We start from the raw sequence: 21,183 nt of genomic DNA on the forward strand, positions 1-21,183 counted from the left end.
TTCGAAAGGAAGTGGAAGCATGCAACCGTTGCGCCACTCACACACATACATGCCCGGTCTCGACGGACTGCGCACGTTCGCCGTCTTGGCCGTCATCTTGTTTCATTTGAACACACCATACATCACCGCCGGCTTCCTCGGGGTCGACGTCTTCTTCGTCTTGTCCGGCTACTTGATCACCGGCATCCTCTTACGCGAATGGACGGTCAACGGACGTCTCGACTTGAAAAAATTCTACATCGCCCGGTTCCGGCGTCTATTGCCGGCGCTCGTCTTCATGCTCGCCGTCGTCATGGCAGTCGTCTGGCTGTTCGAGCCAGATCTGCTCAACACGGTGCGCCAAGACACGCTCGCCGCGCTCGTGTACGTGAACAACTGGTGGTACGTCTTCCATGACGTGTCGTACTTCGAGAGTTTCGGCAAGCCGTCGCCGCTCCAAAACTTATGGTCGCTCTCAATCGAGGAACAGTTCTACCTCGTCTGGCCGCTCCTCTTGCTTTTCGGTTTGAAGTCGAAGCGCCGTCTGCTCCAACTCGTCGGTGTGACACTGTTCGCCTCGGCGCTCTGGATGGCGTTCAGTTTCACGCCAGGCACCGACCCGAGCCGGGTGTATTACGGGACGGACACGCGTTTATTCGCTCTCCTCATCGGAGCCGTCCTCGCCTTCGGCTGGCGGCCGGACGCGTTCAAGCATGACATGCCGGACATAGGTCGGCGTATCTTGAACGTCGGCGGTGCCGTCTCACTCGCGACGCTCCTCATCGTCATGATGATTACGAGCGCGTACGGCACGTTCCTCTACTATGGCGGCTTCTTCGCTGTCGCCGTGGCATCGGCTATTTTGATCGCCGCGACGGCCCACCCGTCGACCGTCTGGTCCCGTCTGTTTGGCAGCGCTTGGCTGCGCGTGATTGGGACACGGACGTACGGCATCTATCTGTGGCACTACCCGGTCATCATCTTGACGACCCCGATCGAACAAATCGGCACGTTCGAGCCGCTCCGGGCGCTCGCTCAAGTCGCTGTGACGCTCCTCGTCGCCGAGCTGTCGTATCGTTTCATCGAAACTCCTGTGCGGCGCCACGGCTTTAAAGGAGCGCTCCGGCTGCTCGTCCCGGCTGTCAGCCCGGGACGGATCGTTGCGCTCAGTGGCGCGACGTTGCTCTCGCTCGTCCTCGTCGGCAACTTGACGATCCTCGCCTTTACCGATGTGAACGACCGGACCGAAACGATCCCGGTCGTCAAACCCGACCCGGCACCGGAGCAACCAGCCGAAGAGATGAATCCGGAGACAGAACGCCCGATCGACTCTTGTCCGCCGGCACTCGCCATCGGCGATTCGGTACTGCTCGGCTTGAACGAGTATTTAGGGACTGCATTCCCGAACCTCGAGATCGATGCCGAGCTCGGCCGCCAAGTCCGGGACGCCCAGGATGTCGCCGACGCCTACGGGACGTATAATGCGCCCGGACACGTCGTCTTCCTCCACCTCGGGACGAACGGCGCTTTCAAGACGGAGCAACTCGACACGCTCCTCGACCAATTCGCCGGCGCCGACCACGTCTACTTGATCAACACACGCGTCCCGCGCCCGTGGGAGCAAGAAGTGAACGATAAGCTCGCCCGTGCGAGCAAACAGCGCGACAACGTCTCGCTCCTCGACTGGCACGCGGCGTCCGCCGGCAAAGGCGACTATTTCGAAGGCGACGGCGTCCATTTGACGATCGACGGCGCCGAGGCGTTCGGACGGTTGCTCGAAGAAGAGATTGGATGCACGAACGAGAAATGACCTAGCGTCCGCTAGGTCATTTTGTCATGGCCACCACTTCCAGCGCATATAGTTGAGGAACAGCTTGATATAGGCGAGCTGTTCGCGGATGACGTACTTCGGTTTGACCGCAGCCGGTGTCCGTGCATAGAGCGCGTCCGTTTTCAGCCCGAAGTAGAGATGCGCGACGAGACGTGCCCTTCGGACGTGAAAATCGTTCGTCACGACGGTGAGTCCCGTCTCCCCGTCCCAAATCGTACGGCTGAGAAGAAAATTCTCATACGTGGACGTCGACGCGTCCTCGACGTGGATTCGCTCCTCGTTGACACCACGGGCCACAAGTTCCTGTTTGATGACGAGCGCCTCGGCCATCCCCTCATCCGGTCCTTGTCCGCCCGTCGCGATCAATTCCACGTGCGGGAAGCGCGCCGCATACGCAGCCGCCACCTCGATCCGGTGCCGGAGCGCTTTTGACGGCTTGATCCCGTTTACTTTCGCGCCGAGGATGAGGACGTATCGATACGTGCCGTCTGGTTGTCGTTTCATCTCCTGTACCTGCCTATTAACAAATAAGAACCTAACTAAATCGTAATTAGTTAGGTTCTTATTTTCATTTTCTTTGCTTCATTACTGTTTAACGTCTACCACGCGACCTTCGACAGAAGGTGTCACCGATTCGAGTTTAACGAGGTAATCTCGCATGATTTCCCAGTCGATAATACCTAAATCATTTACTCGACCTTCTTCATAAGCTTTTTTAAACTCTAAGTAGTTATCCCCACCTTTAGCTGCGAAGAAATTAGTCGCTATCTTGTAAGTGTTATTTGGAATGACATCTACATATTGTCCGCCTTGTAATACTTGCGCTTTCACGACTCGATTATTTGTAGGTTTAGAGCTGTCAAACTCAAGCTTCATACCAGCCATATGCAGGAAGCCTCCACTTTCAATCGGATACACACTGACACTCCGTTCTAATGCAGCCAGCAGTTCACTTCCTTGTAGTGACATAATCGCAAGTGTGTTTCCAAATGGTAACGTCGTCAACACCTCACCGGTTGTAATTGGACCAGCATTGATTGGCGCGCGAATACCACCGGCGTTTTGAATAGCCGCGACTACTTCACTATCGGCTTGTTTTGCCCGCTCAAGCATACCATCTGTAATCAAGTTCCCAAGCGCCGTTTCATTTTTGCGAACACTAGGGTTTAAAACATTGCCTGCATCTCGTGGATTATCAAATGCTGCAGTAGCTACCGCACCAATCTCCGTGTTCTTGATTGTTTCAATTTCTGCTGCGAACGGCGCTAAAATGCTTACAGCAGTAGGGTCAGCTGTATAAGACTTTACATCAATCAGCTTACCGTTGTGTGCTACTACTTTCCCATCTTTATCAAATGTAACATCGAGTGTCCCTAAGAAATCTCCATATTGATAAGCCTGGACAATTACTGTAGGTTCTTCCCCTTCATGAATGACAACTGGTGCGTCAAGACGAGAATGGGAATGGCCACCGATAATAACATCAATTCCGTCAACCTGTTTAGCCAACTCCAAGTCATTGTCGATTGCAGGATTGTCATCAAATCCAAGGTGGGAAATTGCTACAATTTGATGTACACCCAACTTTTTAAATGCTTTTACTGCTTTTTCTGATTCCTCAATGTAATTCTGGAATTGGATTGGGCCTGGACTTGCAATATTAGCTGTGTCTTCTGTCGTCAAACCAAAGAACCCAACTTTTTTTCCGTCGATTACTTTTATGATTCCTTCGTAGAGTTTTCCATCAGCAGGGTTACGTTTGACATTCCCATGGTAAAGTTCGTTCAAGTATTGATCTTGACTATAATCAACATTAGAACTAACAAAAGGAAATTCTGCATTTTTAATAAACTCCGCGAATTCCGGGTGTCCTGTTTCAACACCCAAGTCAAATTCATGGTTTCCAGGCACCATCAAATCATACTGCATATAATTCATCAAAGCCAAATCTGCTTGGCCTTTGAATGTATTGAAATAGAGCGACCCTGAGAAGACATCACCTGCATCAACTAATAGACGATCGTTGTTCTCTTCGCGTAACTGTTGGATGACAGTAGCACGCTTTGGCGCAAAATCTAGAGAGGCATGCGTATCATTCGTATGCATAAAAGATAGCTCGTATCCTTTTATTTCATATGGTACTTCTAATTTCACACTTTTACCCTTGTGTGTGTATGTAGCTGTTGCAACGTGATTACCAATATGGTCAGTCGATAAATTTGTCCATTGAACAGGTTGTTGGCGAACTTGATTTCCAACCTTCACCATTAGATGTTTATCTTGCCCCGTGATTTTTTCCCCTTGCTTAAAAACTAACTGTTGAGTCGGCTGAAGAATCTCAATTGCTTGCACATTACCTTTTACTTCGTTTACAACTTTTGAACTTTTTTCAGCCCCTACTGTAATGACTGGAGCTACTGCTGAAACAGCCAACACCGTAGCAATCATACCCGTAAATAAACGTTCCGACTTTGATGAAAACATTTACTTTTCCCCTTTCGATATCCCAACATTAACGACAACAATTCATGATTGAGATTCGTAAAAACTCTCTTCTTAAAAATATAAGACAATTCAAAGACAAACAAGCTTTTTTTTAAAACAAGTGAGTATTTTATAAAAACAAAATATAAATTCAATAAACATTTTCTTTCTCTCATACTAAAACATGCTAAAATTAATGTAGTTTCATCGTCTTTCTTTATTATTTATAAATAGCTTGTTCTCGAAATATAGCTCTTATTTTTTAGGAATATTAAATCAGTAATCGCCAACTTTTTCATCACTCTTACAAAGAGAGGACCTTCGTTAAATATGTTTAGAAAAAGAAAAATCATTGGGCTTATATTGGTCTTGTTTGTTGGTATCCTTCACCACCATACATATGCTACAGCCACAGAATCCAATACTCGTTTACAATTAACTGTCTCTGCACCCACTACAAAGTCAACACAACTCGAGATTACCGGTACACCAAATTCATTAGCGAAGATTGATTTTGGATTCAAAGTATACGAGCGTAGACTCGATGCCAATGGTAAAGCGGTTTTCTTCATGAATCCCCAACCTATCGGAAAAAAAATCAATGTGACACTTGTCTCAAGTAACTTATCTAACGTCTCTGTAACAGTTACTGTCAAACTAGACCCACACACCCTTCTCGCTCCGAAAGTTACTACAGTTTTTAATACTTCAAGGCATATCATATTTACAGGGCCTCCTGGAGAACAGATTCATTTTTCAGTCAACCGCGGTAAATTTAGTGGCACTTTTGACTCAAAAGGTATCTATAAGTTTAATATGTTGCCGCAACGCACTGGATCGATTATCCGCGCCGTAACAGTGACAACGGCTCAAAAAAGTTCTGAAACAATCACTGTTGTCAAAGAAGACATAACAGCACCGGCAACCCCTGTCACTACGAGCATCGTCAAAACTACATCAACTTCTGTGAAAGGAAAAACAGAACCTTTCGCGACACTCATTCTTACAATAGGATCAGAGACTTATCGCGCCCAAGCGGAGGCATCCGGACTGTTTACCGTCACGTTCCCCCGTCAACCAATTAATCGTAAGCTAACATTACAGGCGATGGACGCGGCACGTAATATAAGCTCACCTCGAATTATTATCGTGCAAAGTGCGCTGTATGAGAATTTCTACCGAATTAACACTGATACTTTCGACCGGCTTCTTCTTCACAAAGATACATTTAATATTTTTGGAGTTCCCCGTCAATCACAATCAGTAGCACCTATATTTTTTGGCAGTCCAACAAAAGGTCAAATGGCAGTCGAAATGAATATACGCATTGCTGGTAATAAATTTATTGATGCAACCCATCTTCGCTTTATTGTTGATGGAATAGCACATTCATTCCCTTTTGATGAGAATAACGTTATGTACTACAATGCGGAGATTGCTGATGATGATTCCTATAACCGCGAAACAGTCCTTATGACCCCAGAGACTCGTTTGATTATCGCTCTCAAGGCTATTCGTCATTCAGCAAAGCCAGTCACAGTTGTTGTAAATGGAAAAAATGGCAATACAACGTGGTTTTTAAGCGCCTCTGAGCGAAGAGCAATTCGAGATGCTCTACAATACGCTGGTTATTAAATACTACGCTAAGTTAATTTCTTTCAATCACATAGAACATATGTATTCCATTTTTTATTAACTAGTAAAACTAATTAAGAACACATGAAAAAGGATGATGTCCATTTGATGGAACATCATCCTTTTTCATTCAAAATAATATTTAAAAGTCGAAGAGAGCTTTTTTTAAAATCGGCTCTGTTTCTCTCGTTTTACTTGGTTTCAAATCTATTACTGATGGCATCGACAATACGGCGTGAGGCCTCGCCATCCCCGTATGGGTTTGACGCTTTCGCCATCGCCTCATGGGCAGATGGATTTGACAACAACTCGTCCGCGAGACCGAAGATGGTCTCTTCCTCGACACCAGCAAGCTTGAGTGTACCGGCAGCGACGCCTTCCGGACGCTCCGTCGTATCACGAAGCACGAGGACCGGTACCCCGAGCGAAGGAGCCTCTTCTTGCACGCCCCCTGAATCGGTCATAATCAAGTGCGAGCGTGATGCATAGTTGTGGAAATCAAAGACATCAAGCGGTTCAATCAAGTGCACGCGGTCAAGTCCGTATAAAATCTCGTTTGCGAGTTCGCGGACGACAGGATTCATATGGACCGGATACACGACTTCGATATCGTCGTACTTCTTAATCAAGCGGCGAACAGCGCGGAACATGTTGCGCATCGGCTCACCGAGGTTTTCTCGGCGGTGCGCCGTCAGTAAGACGAGACGCTTTTCATCCGAAACAATCGCATCGAGCAATTCATTCTTATAATCGTCACGTACCGTCGTTTTAAGCGCATCGATTGCCGTGTTCCCCGTTACGAAAATGTCGGCTTCCGTCTTGTTCTCACGCTTCAAGTTATCGGCTGACGTCTCAGTCGGCGCGAAGTGAAGGTCGGCCATGACACCCGTGAGCTGACGGTTCATCTCTTCCGGATACGGTGAATACTTATTGTATGTCCGCAATCCCGCTTCGACGTGCCCGATCGCGATTTGATTGTAAAATGCGGCAAGTGAGGCAGCAAACGTCGTCGTCGTGTCGCCATGGACGAGGACGATGTCCGGTTTCGCCTCTTTCATGACCTCGTCTAACCCATGAAGGACACGTGTCGTCACATCAAATAACGTTTGCTTGTCTTTCATAACGTCTAAATCGTAGTCCGGCTTAATCTCGAAAAGCGAAAGGACTTGGTCGAGCATTTGGCGATGTTGTGCCGTTACGACCACAATTGGTTCGATATTTGAACGTTTTTTTAATTCCAAGACGAGCGGAGCCATCTTGATTGCTTCAGGACGAGTCCCAAATACCGTCATTACTTTAATCATTTTCAAAAATCCCTTCTTTACTATATGAAAGCCGAATATGCCGCGTCAGTCATACAGTGTCGTTATACGTTTGGAAAAATTAACCGTTCAATCCATGAGCATTATACGCCTATTTTCGCAACTGAATCAATTACAGGTTGATGACATTTTTGAAAACCAGGCGATTTCTTCAGCCACGACACGATCAATCCCGCATTTCGCTTGGATATGACGGCTCGCCGCTGCGGAAACCTGTAAAAAAAGGTCCTCGTCTTCAATTAGGCTTTTCAGATGGGCTGCAAGGGCTGCAACGTCTTCCGCCGGTGCCAACTGACCCGATTTCCCGTCCTCGACGAACTCTGAGATAGCGGCCACGTCGTTCGTGACCGGTACGAGTCCGCTGCTCATCGCCTCACACATCGAAACACCTTGCGAGTCTAGGCGTGTCGGGCATAAGAAGATGCCATTTGCTTGATGCAACTCATAAATCTTCTCACTCGACAAAAAGCGTCGCTCGACGATGATATTCGGAAGTTTCCTGATTTCGGCGAGCGTCTCGTCAAATAACGGACCATCTCCATAAAAAGAGAATGTCACGTCGTTGAACCAAGGTTCATTACGCAACGCGAGCACAGCCGCGACGGCCAGGTCATTTCCATACTTCGTCGTATGATAAGGACGAATCGACAAAACGTGAAACCGATGTTCAGGCGTCTTAGGCGTATATTGAAAATGCCGATCATCAATCGGGTTCGGAATTGTCGCACTTCGGGTCGTCACTTGTTTCGCATCGACCTCTGCCACATGTGACTTGAACCATTCGGAGACGTGAATGAACGACACGTTCTCATCGTCGCCCCGATACAATCGGGCCATCAAATCGAGTTGACGTTCTTTCCGCTCTTTCAAGCGAATGGCTTCACGTAAATCTTTCGCATTATCTAAATATTGAAACCAACGACGATACCACGCTTCCGTCTCCACCCCGTGCACCCACACGACTGCCGGGATACGCGGTTCAAACTGACGAATCATCTCATAAATCGTTTCATTCAAAAAATGGATGAGCAGTGAAGTCGCACCGCTTTTACGGGCAATCCACTCACCGTAAAGCGGAGCCGCCTCGATGACGTCAATCCCCTCGTGTTCATACGTACGGATGACGTCCGTCTCAGAACGGACGATATGGACGAGCGGCCGAACGCCTCGACGGGCATACTCGAGCAGACGGGTGTGGATAAAGCCATGACGATACAAATGGCTTTCATGAGGATAGGCGGTCGAGATGACAAGTGTATTTGCTTCTGGGGGGGCGAACGGTTTTGTATCGGTCACCCCTTGAAGCCGAAGCGGCGTGACCCGCATCGTTCCCTCCCCACTTAGACGGTAATGCACTCGAACATGCGTTGCATCTTGGATTTTCACCCAGTTTGTTTTTGCAGGCTCAAGAGCAGTCGTATGCACCGTGTCATCTGCAAGGGTTTGTTCCAGTAAGAATCGGGCCGATAACGTCTCATCACAAGTCGCTTCAAACTCGAGCGCAATCCAACTTAGACCGCTCTGCGGAATATCCTCAAAACCATGGTCGACTGTCGTCACTTCTACCTTCTTGAACTCGAGCTCGCCGTCAAGGCTGAGGCGGTACAGTAGAGTACGTCCTTGGACGTGTACGTGCCGTCTCATCCCTGCACTTCCTTCCGAATGAAACGCGCCCATATAGAAGACTCATACTGATTCAATGCCGCTCGTAACGTGGCGTTCTCGCGCTCGAGTCGCTGTACGTCCGCGATTGCGGTGTCACGTACATTGACGCTCTCTTCGTAGCGCGCATGGAGCCCTTTATATTTTTGCTGTTGCTGTTCGAGTTGGGTAGCGGTTTCTTGTTCAAGCGCCGCCCTTTCTTCCGTAAGTTGTTTGATGTCACGGGCATATTGACCGACTTTTTTCGTCAAGTCGCTGATCGTCTCGTTCAGTGTTTCGACCTCAGCTTCATACTTCTCATAGCGGATCAACGTTTTTTGCATCATGTTCTCGATCTCACGTTCTAGCGACTCATATTCAAGTTTCCAATCGATGTCACGCATACGTTTATCTCCTTCATCGTTGTCGTCTCTTCTATTATGCCAAACAAAGCAGTCGATGTACAAAAGATGTTGAGATGGCACGAAAGGACCTCCTCTGTAACGAGTTCGGCCCTTTCATCCTATCTATTCTCATTTCCCCTTATCGATGGACACGTAAGTTTTGGTTGTCGATGCTAAGCATACGGTAGCCCTCAACGCCATATTCAGCCGTCGATTGTCCTGTCGTAATCTTCTCGAACGATTCATTGATCGATTCTTTTAAGAAAATGTCCATTTTTGCCACAGCCTTGTCGAATTGGAGTGCTGGTACATACGCGAATTCCGACTCTTCATTGATCATGTGCGCCTCACCGGCCTCGACGACCGTGTATGACGCTTTCCCGATCAACTCCGCCGTGCTGTACTTCGTCGCCAGCATCAAGTCTTTCAAATAATCGTCTCCGTACTGATACGCCGCATTGAAGCTTGTGACATACTCTGTCCCAATCATCTTTCCAAGCGTTTGATATTTCGCCAAGCTCTCTTTCCAATACACCTGAATGGTCGCATCGTCCTCAAAGCGTTTGTACAAGTCCTTCATGTCTTCGTTTGCCTCGACAATCAAATAGAGTGTCTTGGCCTCATAACTCTGACGTTTGAATTGTTCGATGAGCCGGTCGACATCGCTCATCTGCGCTTCTTGAACGACTGCCACGGTCGGGACATGCACACGATATGGAATCTTCGCCTTGTCCAAAATATACGTCAAGCGATGCTCGTACGTATGATGTTCAAGTACTTCCCGAATCCCGCGCACTTGTTTGTCATGATATACCGCCTCATCGGTCATTAGTTCTTTGAGTGCAGCCTCCATCTTCTCCTCATCTTCGGTGACACTGACGAGCTCACCAAACATTTGCTCGACACCTAACGAATACGTACTGATAATCGGCGTCCCGCACAAGAGGCCTTCAAATACACGACGTGAGAACATCGTCGGCGATTGTTTGACCGTGTTGATGTTCAGCATGATTTTGTAGCCTTTATACGCCTTATCAATCTCGTAAAACTCGAGCACGCCCTCGATATTCTCTTCGAACTCTTGAGGGAAGCGGTGGTTAGGCATCAAGTTGAATTGGTTCTTCTCGTAGTTGCGATCGTAAATCGTCAATCCGTAAGGCTTTGCGACGCGGAGAAGCCTGTCCATGTCACGTGCCCGCTCTTCATGGAGTGAGTAATAAGATCCCGCGAAACACGCTTTTGGAATACGTCCTTCCTTCAAGTTGATCGGGTTTTGCAACTTCGGTTGTCCAGCGAATGGCAGGGCATACACACGTCCGTGGCCACAATCTTCTTTATATGATGGGACGCGATTCTCGTCCGTCGTCATGACAATGTCCACAAGTTTCGCCGTTTCGATGAAACGATCATAGTGAACTGGATCTTCTTTGTTCCAGAACACGGTCGGGATGTTACGACGCTTACACCACGCGACGAGATTTCGGATCGTTTCTGCGTTCGTCTCCCCGTAATACCCAATCTTTTTATTCCAGAGACCGTTGTTGCCTTCCCATGCCGATTCGATGAAGATGAGGTCCGGTCGCTCCGTCATGATTTGTTCTTTCCAATAATCCGGGTGGAGCGGCAACAAGTCCGCCTCGAGCCGATAGTTTTCAAACGTAAATTTATCCATGATCACACCGATCTTGATGCGACCCAGGTCACGCGGTGCGAGATACCCCGTCTGATAAGCCTCGTGATCGTTGATCCACTCTTTCTCTTGATTGTTCACAGAAATCTCCTCTTCAATCTTTGATAGTTGTATTTCTCGAATCGTGAACGTGCCGCTACCTTTAACGTTCAAGGCGAGGCGCCACGTATCGACGTCCCGATTCGGGCGCACACGTGTCACACCGTTGAACATCAAGTTCACAATCTCGACTTTCCGCTTCGTTTTCGATTCATATCCGACAAGCATCGGTATGACATCGATATCCGGTGAACGAGACCCGAGAATCGAGAACTCGTAGTAACCGTCATGTGTCACGTCCGCAAACGGTTCGGTCGGAAGTAGCGCATAGTTGTTATTTGTCTCGCGAAAAGAGATGTACTTCTTCTTGCCGCTTGGCAAGTTCACCATCGCATGCAACTCCCCGTCCTCGTCGTGGAGGCGGTAGTTCGCATTGTAAGTCCCGCCGTACCACTGACGGGCATCGATTGGGAGGCTGATTCGTTCATCCGGCAAGACAGCGATGTTTTGATACAGTGCCTCGACTCGCGTGTACGTCCCTTCTCCGTGCAATCGTACTTTGAGCGTGAACATGCTGTCGAGCGCTCCGAACTGCAGTGTCCGTGGTTCTGCCGCTTCGATGATGTGGCGTTTCGTGCTCCCGTTCGTCGCCTTTACTTCGACGACCAAATCGATACCTCCCGCATCAGACACTTCACCTTCAAGACCACAGACGATCGACATCTCTCCTAGAACCGGAATCGGTGTCTTTGTCAATTCGATATATGTGTAGGCATCTTCCCCGAGCGAAGCGGTCACTGTGTCGCCATCGACGCGTAACGCCTCAGACGGACGGACATGCGCAATGAGGGGGAAACGCTCCGGTAAGAAAATCATCGGGCAGCTCAATCGTGTTGTTGTCATCGTGTTCATAACGTACCTCCCGTGCCTACAGTGTCCATCTCCATAAGAGCGACCATTTCTTCAGAAACCGTCTCAATGTCATAACGATCGCTGACGAAACGCTTCACTATCTCCGATTCGGCTTCCGGGTCGACTTTCATAATTCGGTCGGCCGCTTGCGTCACGTCCTCGATGATCCAGTCCCGGCGATAAATCGTCTCCGCTCCGTCCCAATGTCGGATGATTGGATAGGCCCCGCTCGCCATCCCTTCGGCGACAGCGAGATGGAAGCTCTCGAAGTCACTCATCGATAGAATAAAACCGACTTGCTCATACCAAGACGCCATGTCATCCCCGTGCCCTGACCATTCGACACGGTCAGCCCAAGCCGACTCTTTCAATCGTGCTTGAATTGTTTGGTAATGATAACGCTCGTCTGCATTGTTCCAGATCCATGGCACTTGCTCCGGTCTCCGGCTCTTGATGACGAGACGGTAACGCGAATCTTGGTTCCATACTTGCTCGAACGTATCGAGTGCAAGATCGAGCCGCTTCAACGACGGCAGGACGCCGACGACACCGATTGTGAAACGTGCGTCCGCCCAATTTTTAGGGCGTGATAACCCGTCTGTGTCGACGTAGTTAGTGATGAGTCGCATTTTTTGTGATTCGATTTTAAAGATGCGACGGAACTCTTCTAATATATAAGGCGAGATAGCGACAATCGCGTCGATATTCTCATACGTGAACCGTTTCGGGAAGACGGTCTTCCGCTCTTGAGCGTGCATCCGGACGATCAGTTTTTGATGAGGGCGCTTGTAGCGCGAGTACCATTCGGCATTTCCGAGCCCCCACTCACAAAAGATGATGTCGGCCCACTCGATCAACTGCCGGCTCCGCGACTCGTCATGGACGCTATGGCTCGACCATTCATCGATTTGAATCTCGTAGCGGCCTTCCGACTCAAGTCGTGACAAGAGGGGACGGATAAACTTCAAGTCGTGCCCGGCGAAGACGACTTTCTTCAATGCCGCGGAAACCGCGTCCGCTGTCGACGTGATGCCGTCGAGTGCGTCGCGTCGCGCATGGGCACGTTCGAGTTCGGCTTTTACTTTTCGTTGCAAGGCGTTAAAATCCAAATCTAACATAGGTCATTTTTTCCTTTTCTTTTTGTTTTTATAGTTGGCGACTTTCCGCTTGAATGTCCAGTAAGATCGACTCAAACGGCCAAATTTCGATCCTGCGAGCGCTTCGTACTTCTTGTCGATTTGCTCGTAATCTGCCTCGAGTTTCTGGTATTCAACCTCGAGGTCGCGCAGACGCGTCTCCGTCTCCACCACGCGTTCGATGAGCGCCTCGTTCAGACGAAGACTTTCGATATAATCGTTCAAATACTTCCGTTCTTGTTGTCTATCCAAAATTAAGTCTCCTTTTTAAAAAGTTCAATCGTCGCATGTCCGAGTGTCACATCGACGGGTTTGACGTCATGCAAAATGTAGCGATAGGCAAATTTTAAGAATTTTGTTTCGGGCCGGAGCTCAAACGTCTCGTCGACATAGTACGAGTCTCCGTCTTGTTTGAGTGTACGCACATCCATGTCGAGCTTACGACGTTCATCGTATTGAAGCAAGAACAATTCGAATTCGTGCGGCTCGGTCGAGTTGATTCGGAACGAGGATTGGATTCGGACTTGATTTTCCCCGCGCACGAACAGCTCGTCTCGATAAATTTTGCTTGGCGGCAAACTGAATGGTTGATCGAACGATTGGATGTATAGTTTATCATCGAGCGATGTCGGACGAAGCTCGAACACGGCCGTCCAATCTTTCTCGGTCGAGCGAATTTTGTCCTTGACCCCGACGTTTGGATAGTAATTATAGATAGCTGGTAGTAAGTTGATGATTCTCATCGTCTTCCCCTTCTCTTAAAAAAGTGCCCCTCGACGCCGAGGGGCACTTTCACTGTTGATTCGCAAAAGATGCGCCACTACTCATCGGGCGAGGATGGTCGTCTCCCCAAGACCCGTGTCCGCGAGGACGGTCGTGCGGACCGCCTGTTTGGATTGTTTGAATTGTGCTTGCTGCTCTTTCGTCAAATGCCTGAACCAAAATAGAAACTTGTTATACTCTTTGATCACGTCTTTCGATGATCCATACATCCTGACTTCCCCATACTCGAGCCACAGCACTTTCGTACAGAAGTCACGGACTTGATTGATGGAGTGGCTAATGAAGAAAATGGTTTTGCCCTTCTTCTTGAACTCATTCATCCGACGGATACACTTGTCCGTGAATGTTTGATCTCCGACCGAGAGCGCCTCATCGACAATCAAAATATCGGGATCGATATTAATAGAAATCGCAAAGCCGAGACGGGCTTTCATGCCGCTTGAATACGTCTTAACCGGTTGATGGATGAAATCACCGATGTCGGCGAAGTCGATGATATCGGGTGTAAGAGCCTCGATTTCTTTTTTCGTCAAGCCGAGCATAAGCCCTTTAAGCTCGATGTTGTCCATTCCCGACAAGTTCCCGTTCAGACCTGACGAAATAGCGATGAGCGATGGCTTACCGGCGAGTGTGATTCGTCCGTGCGTCGGTGGCATGACATCGGCAAGCAAGTTCGACATCGTCGATTTTCCAGAACCGTTGATACCAATGATTCCGACCACTTCACCGGGAGGTACCTCGAACGATACTTCCTTCAACGCATAAAACTGTTTGCCGCGCGCTTTACCGGTCATCATTTCCGTCAGCTTGTCCATCGGCTTGCGATAGAGCGTATAGCGTTTCGATACGTTCTCAAACTTCACATGTGCGCTCATAAGCATCCTCCTAACGGATTAAATGTAATCGATAAAGTAACGGCGGAAACGGACGTGTACGACGGCCCCTAAGAAGAAGATCGTCAAGACGACACCCCAATAATAGAGACCATACTGCCAGTTGTCCGCGAGCCATGACGTGCCGAGGAACATCGAACGATATCCCTCGACGAGATAATAGAGCGGATTGATCATCAAAATTTTCGCAAACAGACCTGTCGGCACCCAAAAGATCGGGGTCAAATACATCATCATCCGCATGACGGACATGAGCAGGTTTTGCAAATCGCGGACAATCGTCGTCAAAGCAGACGTGAGCAGTGCGAGCGCATACAAGAGCGCAAGCGCCGACACAATCAAGTACAGGAGCCAGAGGGAGTGAAGACCTGGCGTGTAACCGTACGCCAACATCAGCACGAACGTAATGAGCACCATACCTAAATGTCGATAAAATAGCGAAAGAATGACGTATGCCGGAATCGTACTGATTGGAAAACTCATCTTCGAGACCATCGCAACCTTCGAATAGACCGAGCGGGCCCCGGTCGTTATTGCCGGGCTGATGAAGAACCAGACGACAATCCCGGAGACGAGCCATGGAAGAAACGGCACACCATCGATTGGCGCGCCGCTTCGAATTCCAAATCCGAATACAAACCAGTACACCGCGACTTGTAGTGTCGGGGTGAACAGCTCCCAGAAGAAGCCAAGGTATTGCATACTGTTGTTACTTTTCGCTTCATATAAAGACAATCTGAAAATAAGGTACAGGTTCTCATATAGTTCGAGTAAGACTTGTTTCGCAGATTGCATCATCTTCACCTTAAAGCGTGATATTCGCTTTCGTGTGATCGTACAAGTTACCGTAGTTGACGACCGTCACGTCCCCTTCTGCCTTGACGATGTTGCGTGTGTCAAAAATCATCGAGCGGCGCATCGAACGTTCGAGCTCAGCGAAATCAAGTGCTTTGAACTCGTTATGGTCGACGAGGATGAGGACGAGGTCCGCTCCTTCGAGTGCTTCTTCTTTCGATACGAGCTCAAAGTGTTTCGACGATGAGACCGGGACGTGCGGATCATGGACGGCGACGTTCATGCCCTGCTCGAGCATCATTTCGATGATCTCGACGGCTGGGCTTTCACGCATGTCGTCGACGTTTCCTTTGTATGTCACGCCGAACGCCGCGATTTTCGCATCCGTTTGACTAGATACAAGTTTTTGTACGTTCTCGACAACGTAAGCAGGCATCGATACGTTCGTGTCGCGTGAGAGCTTGATGATTTTCGCGAGCTCAGGCTGTTTCGCGACGATGAAGTACGGGTCGACTGCCAAGCAGTGTCCGCCGACACCTGGCCCTGGGCTGTGAAGGTTGACACGCGGGTGCTTGTTCGCCATCTCGATGACGTCGAGGACGTTGATGTCGAGGGCGTTACATACTTTCGCGAGTTCGTTCGCGAGGGCGATGTTGACGTCACGGAACGTGTTTTCCATGAGTTTCGACATTTCAGCCGTCTTCGCATCCGTCTTGATGATCTCACCTTTAACGAACGTGCCGTATACTTTCGCACCGGCTTCTGCGCAGTCAGGCGTGATTCCGCCGACGATACGGTTGTTGTAAACGAGTTCATGCAAGATTTGGCCTGGGAGCACGCGCTCCGGGCAGTGGACAAGGAAGATGTCTTCGCCGACTGTGAAGCCTGCCGCTTCGACGAGTGGCTTGACGTGGTCATCCATCGTACGTGGTGCGATTGTCGACTCGACGATGATGACGTTTCCTTTCTCGACATATGGAAGGACGCGTTTCGTCGCTTCAAGCACGTACGTGAGGTCGCACGACTTATGCTCGTCATCGTTGTTTGGTGTCGGGACGGCGATGATGAACGCGTCTGCTTTTTCTGGCTCAAGTGATGCGTGGAACTTACCTTTGGCAACGACGTCTTTTACAACGTCTTCGAGGCCTGGCTCTTCAATGTGGATTTCACCACGGTTCAATTTATCGACAACTGACTGATGAATGTCCACACCGACGACGTCGACGCCGTATTGAGCGAAGACCGCTGACGTTGGGAGTCCAATATATCCTAATCCAATCGTACAAACTTTCATTATTCATATCCTCCAATTTTCAATCCGTACGGCTGTCGCACGTTTACTTTCTTTGTAGCAAAGCAAACAGATTATACTACCGTGTGGGTCGATAATCAATACCGTCTCTCATTTACTTCTCACATAGATGAAATTTTACAGCAACGATAAAGTCGGGTCAAATTACAACATGACGACATTTAGAAATAACAATATTACATATCCATATCTTTTTTGTAATCGAAATTATTATTAATTAATTTTTTCGAAGATGTTTACATAAATTCTATCTGTAAAAATACAAGTAAATCTTTAATTTTGAACATTACGTCTTATAAAAACGATCACGGATATCACCCGTGACCGCATAAAAAGTTAATAGGATTGTCTTTTATTTTATAATTCTCGTGTTTAAGTGTATAACCAATCGCTTGAAGTTAACGATTATAGCGCATTACTCTATCCACTATTCCTGCACAAGATCATTCACAAGCGTAGTTTGTCCACCCTTCCACTTCCACTTGCCATCTTCCTTCCTATAAATGTGCAGTGCCCAAAAACGGCCTTCATACGCATTTGTGCCCAAAATAAATTTCTCTTCAGTTAGCGTATCAACAATTGCGATATTTTCATGAACTTCCTCCTGAAACGTTAACATTTGTTGGCTAATCCATTGAATCGCTTCAGGGTCGACGAAAAGGTCTAAGTACGTCTCTTTGTCAAATTGCCGTCCGCTCGAATCCACGTAACGGAACATATCACTCATCAAGTCGCGCATTTCTCCGAGATCACCCTTCAATTGAGCTGTTAAACGTTCAGTTGCCAAGTCACGCATTGTATAAGTGTTCAAAAGTTCATTCACCCTTTCAGCGAAAGTGTAGCACAATCCCCTATTCAAAGGCACGCCTCACTTGTTCACGTACCCGTTCTGGGCGCAATTCAGCGAAAATTTTCATTTTTTCCAGTTCGGCCTCCCACGCCGTGACGGACTCGATGTTTTGCCAACGGTCAATCGAGCGCGGAAGCTCGGGCTCGATGACGGTTTTCATCTCGTTCAATACGCGAGTCATCCGCTCCGTCTCAAACGTCTCCTCGAGCAAGGTGTCCATGATTGCTGTAAATCGTTGTTCTCCCTCTTCAGTCGAAACAAGCGACCGGAACAACACCGTCTCCGGGCGTTCTGCTAAGAAGTGGGCAATCAAGTCCTCCTCGACTCCCTCCTCAATAGGCAGGAGCTGTGAGAACCCTTGGTCTAAGTCATAGACAAGCCAGCGCCATTTTCCGTCATGCCCGTTCGGCCCTTCCGACACGGTGTTCACGGTCTTCCGCCACATCTTCGTGTTGTTGTATAACGTGTCCTTGTTTCCGAAGAACGATTGATAAGCGACGTATTCTAAGAAGTTATCGATGTCGACCCGCCCTTCGAGCTGCCGCATTCGTTCCTCGTCGGACAAAGTAGAGTCGGTCGCGATACGGACCGTCTCCCGATAATGAATCAAGTCAGCGTTTTTCCCGTGGTCGACCTCGAACCCGTCCTCGACGTAACGGTTCGATTCGAGGATCGCGAGTTCATCAGGAGAAATACCGTATTTCTCATATAAATAATGTTCTCCATGCAGTTCTCTGACGTTTTGAATCCCCCAGTACTCTCCGTTGATCATCACGACGACAGGTTGAGAGGCTTGAATGTCGAGCGGGCGGTCAGCGACAAGGCGTTGCATATAGGCGTCACGTAACAAGGCGTGTTTCCAGTCGTTGCCGCCGTTTCGAAGCAACAACCGCTCAAATCGGTCCGCTTCAGACGTATTGAAGAACGGGTACAGGAACGTATTCTCCCCATAATCGCTTCGGGCATAAAGACGGAGGCTCTTTTGGGCGTGTCCGCGTGAAAATCCGCCGTGGACGCGCATACCTGCGTCTTGTCGGAAAGCGACGGAGCCGTTACTTTCAAACCATTCAACCGTCACAGGCCGTTCCCATTCACGGCCACGTTGGAAGTAGTTCCCTTCCGCCCATTCCGTCCGTGCCTCGACATCCCCACTCGTGAAGATCCCGGTCCGTTGATCGAACAAGTCAGCCGGGTCAACCGTCAGTGCCACGATCGGTAATCCGGATGCGAATGCGTCTTCCCGTAACACGAATGTGCGCGTCTCGACCGGACTAAACGCACCGTCTTGATATGTCGCGGCTCGGACAGTGAGTGCGTCCAGGACGTCCCCGGTGAACGACACAGCTTCTTCTAACGTCGTCGACTCGACAGCGAGCCGAGGTGCGTTCGGTAAATCAAGAGTGATCGGACCGTCTACTTTCGCAGAGCGAAGCGTCGGCTCGGTCCCGTCGAGCGTGTAGTAAATCGTTCCTGCTCCCGAGACGGTCAGTTGTTGACCTTCGGGATATACCCCGCTCTCAAGCGAGAATGAAGGTCTGATTGGTGACGGTTCGACGTCATGGTCATCGACTTGTGACAACACACTCGATAACACATTCAAGTCCACTGTCCCGTTTCCACTCACGTATAACCGTTCACTGATGGCTGACCCGCTCAGTGGAGAAAAGTCGCGAATTCGATTGTTACGAAGGTTGACGTCGACGAGTTGTCCGAATCCTTCTAGCTCATCAATCGAGGTCAGCTCATTTCCGCGCACATTCAAATGGGTCAAAGTCGATTGCATCGCCCCAATCGGTTCGAGCGTCTCAATCCGGTTGTCTCGGGCGTTCAATCGAATCAACTTAAGACCTTCGAGTGGTTCGAGCGACTCGAGTTGGTTGTGCTCGATATTGATTATCTCAATCCCTGGCGGCAGAGCCGGAAGCTTAGTGAGCAAATTGAAGCTGACATCCAACGTCTTCAAATTCGACAACATGGACAAGTCAGGGAGCGTCGTTAAGACATTCTCGGATAACGTCAACGATTCGAGCGAATCGAAATACTCGATGCCCGTTAAGTCAGTCAAACCATAACCTGACAAATTGAGTTCGGTCACGTGCCGAACTTTGTTGTGGTTGAACGTCCCCAACGGCATGTTCAATTCGACAGCCAGCGCCTCTTCGAGCGCGGGAGCGGGGGTGATTCCCCGTTCGGAAATCACGTACATTCCGCCCCAAACGATGGCGAGCACGATGGCGAGCACAGTTAATTTCATTACTTTCATCTAAATCCTCCTGCTTATGCGTTTCAGCTTATAAGTGTGATTTGCTTGTCGATTCTTGAAACAGTATACTAACAGAATAGCATACCTTTACAAATAATTAACATTCCTCTAAGACGGTTTAGACATAAGGGAGAGATTCGGTGGCGCAAGAAATCTTCAAACGTTATGAAATTAAATATTTGATCCCGTTTTCGAAATACCTCGAGTTGCGTGAGTTGATTATGCCTTATATGCATTACGACACGTACGGTAACCCGGAAGGAAAATACAATATCGTCAGTCTCTATTTTGATTCGAGCGATAAGGCAATTTATTATGAGACGCGCAACAAGTTGCCGTTTCGGCAAAAGCTGCGTCTGCGCGTCTACGATCAGGCCAATCTTAACAGCGCTTCCTTTATCGAGGTGAAGCAGAAATTCAAAAACGTCGTCAACAAACGTCGGACAATTCTTCCACTCCATGAGGCATACGATATTTTGCATGATCCGGAGACCCCACTCGAATCAATCGATGCATCGAACCTACAAATTTTAAAAGAAGCACTTCACTTTCAACACTTATATGACTTGAAGCCGGACACGGTCGTCAGCTATGACCGTCAAGCGTTTTCGGGGACCTACGAAAAAGATTTGCGCGTCACGTTCGACTATAACCTCATGTGCCGACACGATGACCTGCGTATCGAGAACGGTCCACAAGGTCATCACTTCATCGATCCCGGCCTCGTCGTCCTCGAAGTAAAAGTATCCGAGGTCGTCCCGTTCTGGCTCGCCCGAATTTTGTCAGACCTCGAGTGTAACAAACAGAGCGTCTCAAAATTTTGTACGAGTGTGGAATTGTTAGAACAAGAAAACTTAAGTGAAAGTAGGATTTTATTATGACCGATTTTTTTAATGAAGTGCGTCAACTTGCCGACGTCACTTCTCGCCTAACCGTTCTTGAAGCGGCGGCGGCCATTTTCCTCAGCTTCATCTTGACACTCTGTATCGCCTATCTTTATAAGCGAACGCATACAGGGGCCCGCTATTCGCAGTCGTTCGTCCAGACGATCATCATCATGGGCGTCACCGTATCGGTCGTCATGATTGTCATCGGTAACAACGTCGCCGTCGCGTTCGGTCTCGTCGGGGCGTTCTCAATCATTCGTTTCCGGAGTGCGATGAGCGATCCGAAAGACATCGCCTTCATCTTCTTCGGTATGGCGGCCGGTATCT

Annotated in this window: 18 protein-coding genes; 4 read left to right on the forward strand and 14 right to left on the reverse strand. The window is 48.8% G+C overall.

Annotation, left to right across the window (positions count from 1 at the left end):
• Window positions 1-19 precede the first annotated feature (19 nt).
• Window positions 20-1,789 carry an acyltransferase family protein gene (locus tag JJU47_RS05075; RefSeq protein ID WP_228616742.1) on the forward strand — a complete coding sequence of 590 codons (1,770 nt, stop codon included), beginning with the start codon at window positions 20-22 and terminating at the stop codon, window positions 1,787-1,789.
• 24 nt (window positions 1,790-1,813) lie between these two features.
• Here the strand turns inward: JJU47_RS05075 and JJU47_RS05080 are convergent, their stop codons facing one another.
• Window positions 1,814-2,314, reverse strand: coding sequence for a YdcF family protein (locus tag JJU47_RS05080; protein WP_228616744.1), 501 nt, complete (start codon window positions 2,312-2,314; stop codon window positions 1,814-1,816).
• Between the two features lie 81 nt (window positions 2,315-2,395).
• Window positions 2,396-4,294 carry a bifunctional metallophosphatase/5'-nucleotidase gene (locus JJU47_RS05085; protein ID WP_228616746.1) on the reverse strand — a complete coding sequence of 633 codons (1,899 nt, stop codon included), beginning with the start codon at window positions 4,292-4,294 and terminating at the stop codon, window positions 2,396-2,398.
• 330 nt (window positions 4,295-4,624) lie between these two features.
• On the opposite strand from JJU47_RS05085, the gene JJU47_RS05090 reads away from it, so the two are divergent.
• Window positions 4,625-5,929 carry an Ig-like domain-containing protein gene (locus JJU47_RS05090; RefSeq protein WP_228616748.1) on the forward strand — a complete coding sequence of 435 codons (1,305 nt, stop codon included), beginning with the start codon at window positions 4,625-4,627 and terminating at the stop codon, window positions 5,927-5,929.
• Window positions 5,930-6,120: 191 nt separating this feature from the next.
• Here JJU47_RS05090 and wecB read toward each other — a convergent pair whose 3' ends face one another.
• From wecB to JJU47_RS05150, 12 genes are all read right to left on the reverse strand, one after another.
• A complete protein-coding gene (gene wecB / locus JJU47_RS05095; RefSeq protein WP_228616750.1) occupies window positions 6,121-7,233 on the reverse strand; it encodes a non-hydrolyzing UDP-N-acetylglucosamine 2-epimerase in 1,113 nt (370 codons plus the stop codon).
• Between the two features lie 126 nt (window positions 7,234-7,359).
• Window positions 7,360-8,895, reverse strand: coding sequence for a glycosyltransferase family 4 protein (locus JJU47_RS05100; RefSeq protein ID WP_228616752.1), 1,536 nt, complete (start codon window positions 8,893-8,895; stop codon window positions 7,360-7,362).
• Window positions 8,892-9,296, reverse strand: a complete 405-nt coding sequence (locus JJU47_RS05105; RefSeq protein WP_228616754.1) for a hypothetical protein — start codon at window positions 9,294-9,296, stop codon at window positions 8,892-8,894. The genes JJU47_RS05100 and JJU47_RS05105 overlap by 4 nt, the downstream gene beginning before the upstream one ends.
• Window positions 9,297-9,435: 139 nt before the next feature.
• A complete protein-coding gene (locus JJU47_RS05110; RefSeq protein ID WP_228616756.1) occupies window positions 9,436-11,937 on the reverse strand; it encodes a CgeB family protein in 2,502 nt (833 codons plus the stop codon).
• On the reverse strand, window positions 11,934-13,055 hold the full coding sequence (locus JJU47_RS05115) for a glycosyltransferase family 4 protein (RefSeq protein ID WP_228616758.1): 1,122 nt from the start codon (window positions 13,053-13,055) through the stop codon (window positions 11,934-11,936). The genes JJU47_RS05110 and JJU47_RS05115 overlap by 4 nt, the downstream gene beginning before the upstream one ends.
• A 3-nt stretch (window positions 13,056-13,058) precedes the next feature.
• On the reverse strand, window positions 13,059-13,325 hold the full coding sequence (locus JJU47_RS05120) for a hypothetical protein (RefSeq protein WP_228616760.1): 267 nt from the start codon (window positions 13,323-13,325) through the stop codon (window positions 13,059-13,061).
• A gap of 2 nt (window positions 13,326-13,327) precedes the next feature.
• Complete coding sequence (locus JJU47_RS05125; protein WP_228616762.1) at window positions 13,328-13,816, reverse strand: hypothetical protein; 489 nt, start codon at window positions 13,814-13,816, stop codon at window positions 13,328-13,330.
• Between the two features lie 81 nt (window positions 13,817-13,897).
• A complete protein-coding gene (gene tagH / locus JJU47_RS05130) occupies window positions 13,898-14,731 on the reverse strand; it encodes a teichoic acids export ABC transporter ATP-binding subunit TagH (protein WP_228616764.1) in 834 nt (277 codons plus the stop codon).
• 18 nt (window positions 14,732-14,749) lie between these two features.
• Window positions 14,750-15,544 (reverse strand): ABC transporter permease, encoded by a 795-nt coding sequence (locus tag JJU47_RS05135; protein WP_228616767.1) that lies wholly within the window; start codon window positions 15,542-15,544, stop codon window positions 14,750-14,752.
• A 10-nt stretch (window positions 15,545-15,554) separates the two neighbouring features.
• Complete coding sequence (locus tag JJU47_RS05140; RefSeq protein WP_228616769.1) at window positions 15,555-16,838, reverse strand: nucleotide sugar dehydrogenase; 1,284 nt, start codon at window positions 16,836-16,838, stop codon at window positions 15,555-15,557.
• A 445-nt stretch (window positions 16,839-17,283) separates the two neighbouring features.
• Entirely contained in the window at window positions 17,284-17,667 is a 384-nt protein-coding gene (locus JJU47_RS05145) for a nuclear transport factor 2 family protein (RefSeq protein WP_228616771.1), read from the reverse strand.
• A gap of 40 nt (window positions 17,668-17,707) precedes the next feature.
• Window positions 17,708-19,969: a CotH kinase family protein gene (locus tag JJU47_RS05150; protein WP_228616773.1), complete on the reverse strand. Its 2,262-nt coding sequence runs from the start codon at window positions 19,967-19,969 to the stop codon at window positions 17,708-17,710.
• Window positions 19,970-20,109: 140 nt separating this feature from the next.
• On the opposite strand from JJU47_RS05150, the gene JJU47_RS05155 reads away from it, so the two are divergent.
• Window positions 20,110-20,850 (forward strand): polyphosphate polymerase domain-containing protein, encoded by a 741-nt coding sequence (locus JJU47_RS05155; protein WP_228616775.1) that lies wholly within the window; start codon window positions 20,110-20,112, stop codon window positions 20,848-20,850.
• A partial coding sequence (locus JJU47_RS05160) for a DUF4956 domain-containing protein (RefSeq protein ID WP_228616777.1) occupies window positions 20,847-21,183 on the forward strand: 337 nt, incomplete at its 3' end. The genes JJU47_RS05155 and JJU47_RS05160, both read left to right, overlap by 4 nt.

Source organism: Exiguobacterium sp., from assembly GCF_020832205.1.
In the GTDB taxonomy this organism is placed as follows: Bacteria; Bacillota; Bacilli; order Exiguobacteriales; family Exiguobacteriaceae; genus Exiguobacterium.

Coding starts and splice junctions, on each gene's coding strand:
- JJU47_RS05115 (WP_228616758.1), bottom strand. CDS start 13,055: ATGTTAGATTTGGATTTTAACGCCTTGCAACGAAAAGTAAAAGCCGAA.
- JJU47_RS05100 (WP_228616752.1), bottom strand. CDS start 8,895: ATGAGACGGCACGTACACGTCCAAGGACGTACTCTACTGTACCGCCTC.
- JJU47_RS05075 (WP_228616742.1), top strand. CDS start 20: ATGCAACCGTTGCGCCACTCACACACATACATGCCCGGTCTCGACGGA.
- JJU47_RS05080 (WP_228616744.1), bottom strand. CDS start 2,314: ATGAAACGACAACCAGACGGCACGTATCGATACGTCCTCATCCTCGGC.
- JJU47_RS05110 (WP_228616756.1), bottom strand. CDS start 11,937: ATGAACACGATGACAACAACACGATTGAGCTGCCCGATGATTTTCTTA.
- JJU47_RS05150 (WP_228616773.1), bottom strand. CDS start 19,969: ATGAAAGTAATGAAATTAACTGTGCTCGCCATCGTGCTCGCCATCGTT.
- tagH (WP_228616764.1), bottom strand. CDS start 14,731: ATGAGCGCACATGTGAAGTTTGAGAACGTATCGAAACGCTATACGCTC.
- JJU47_RS05105 (WP_228616754.1), bottom strand. CDS start 9,296: ATGCGTGACATCGATTGGAAACTTGAATATGAGTCGCTAGAACGTGAG.
- JJU47_RS05085 (WP_228616746.1), bottom strand. CDS start 4,294: ATGTTTTCATCAAAGTCGGAACGTTTATTTACGGGTATGATTGCTACG.
- JJU47_RS05140 (WP_228616769.1), bottom strand. CDS start 16,838: ATGAAAGTTTGTACGATTGGATTAGGATATATTGGACTCCCAACGTCA.
- wecB (WP_228616750.1), bottom strand. CDS start 7,233: ATGATTAAAGTAATGACGGTATTTGGGACTCGTCCTGAAGCAATCAAG.
- JJU47_RS05090 (WP_228616748.1), top strand. CDS start 4,625: ATGTTTAGAAAAAGAAAAATCATTGGGCTTATATTGGTCTTGTTTGTT.
- JJU47_RS05135 (WP_228616767.1), bottom strand. CDS start 15,544: ATGCAATCTGCGAAACAAGTCTTACTCGAACTATATGAGAACCTGTAC.
- JJU47_RS05125 (WP_228616762.1), bottom strand. CDS start 13,816: ATGAGAATCATCAACTTACTACCAGCTATCTATAATTACTATCCAAAC.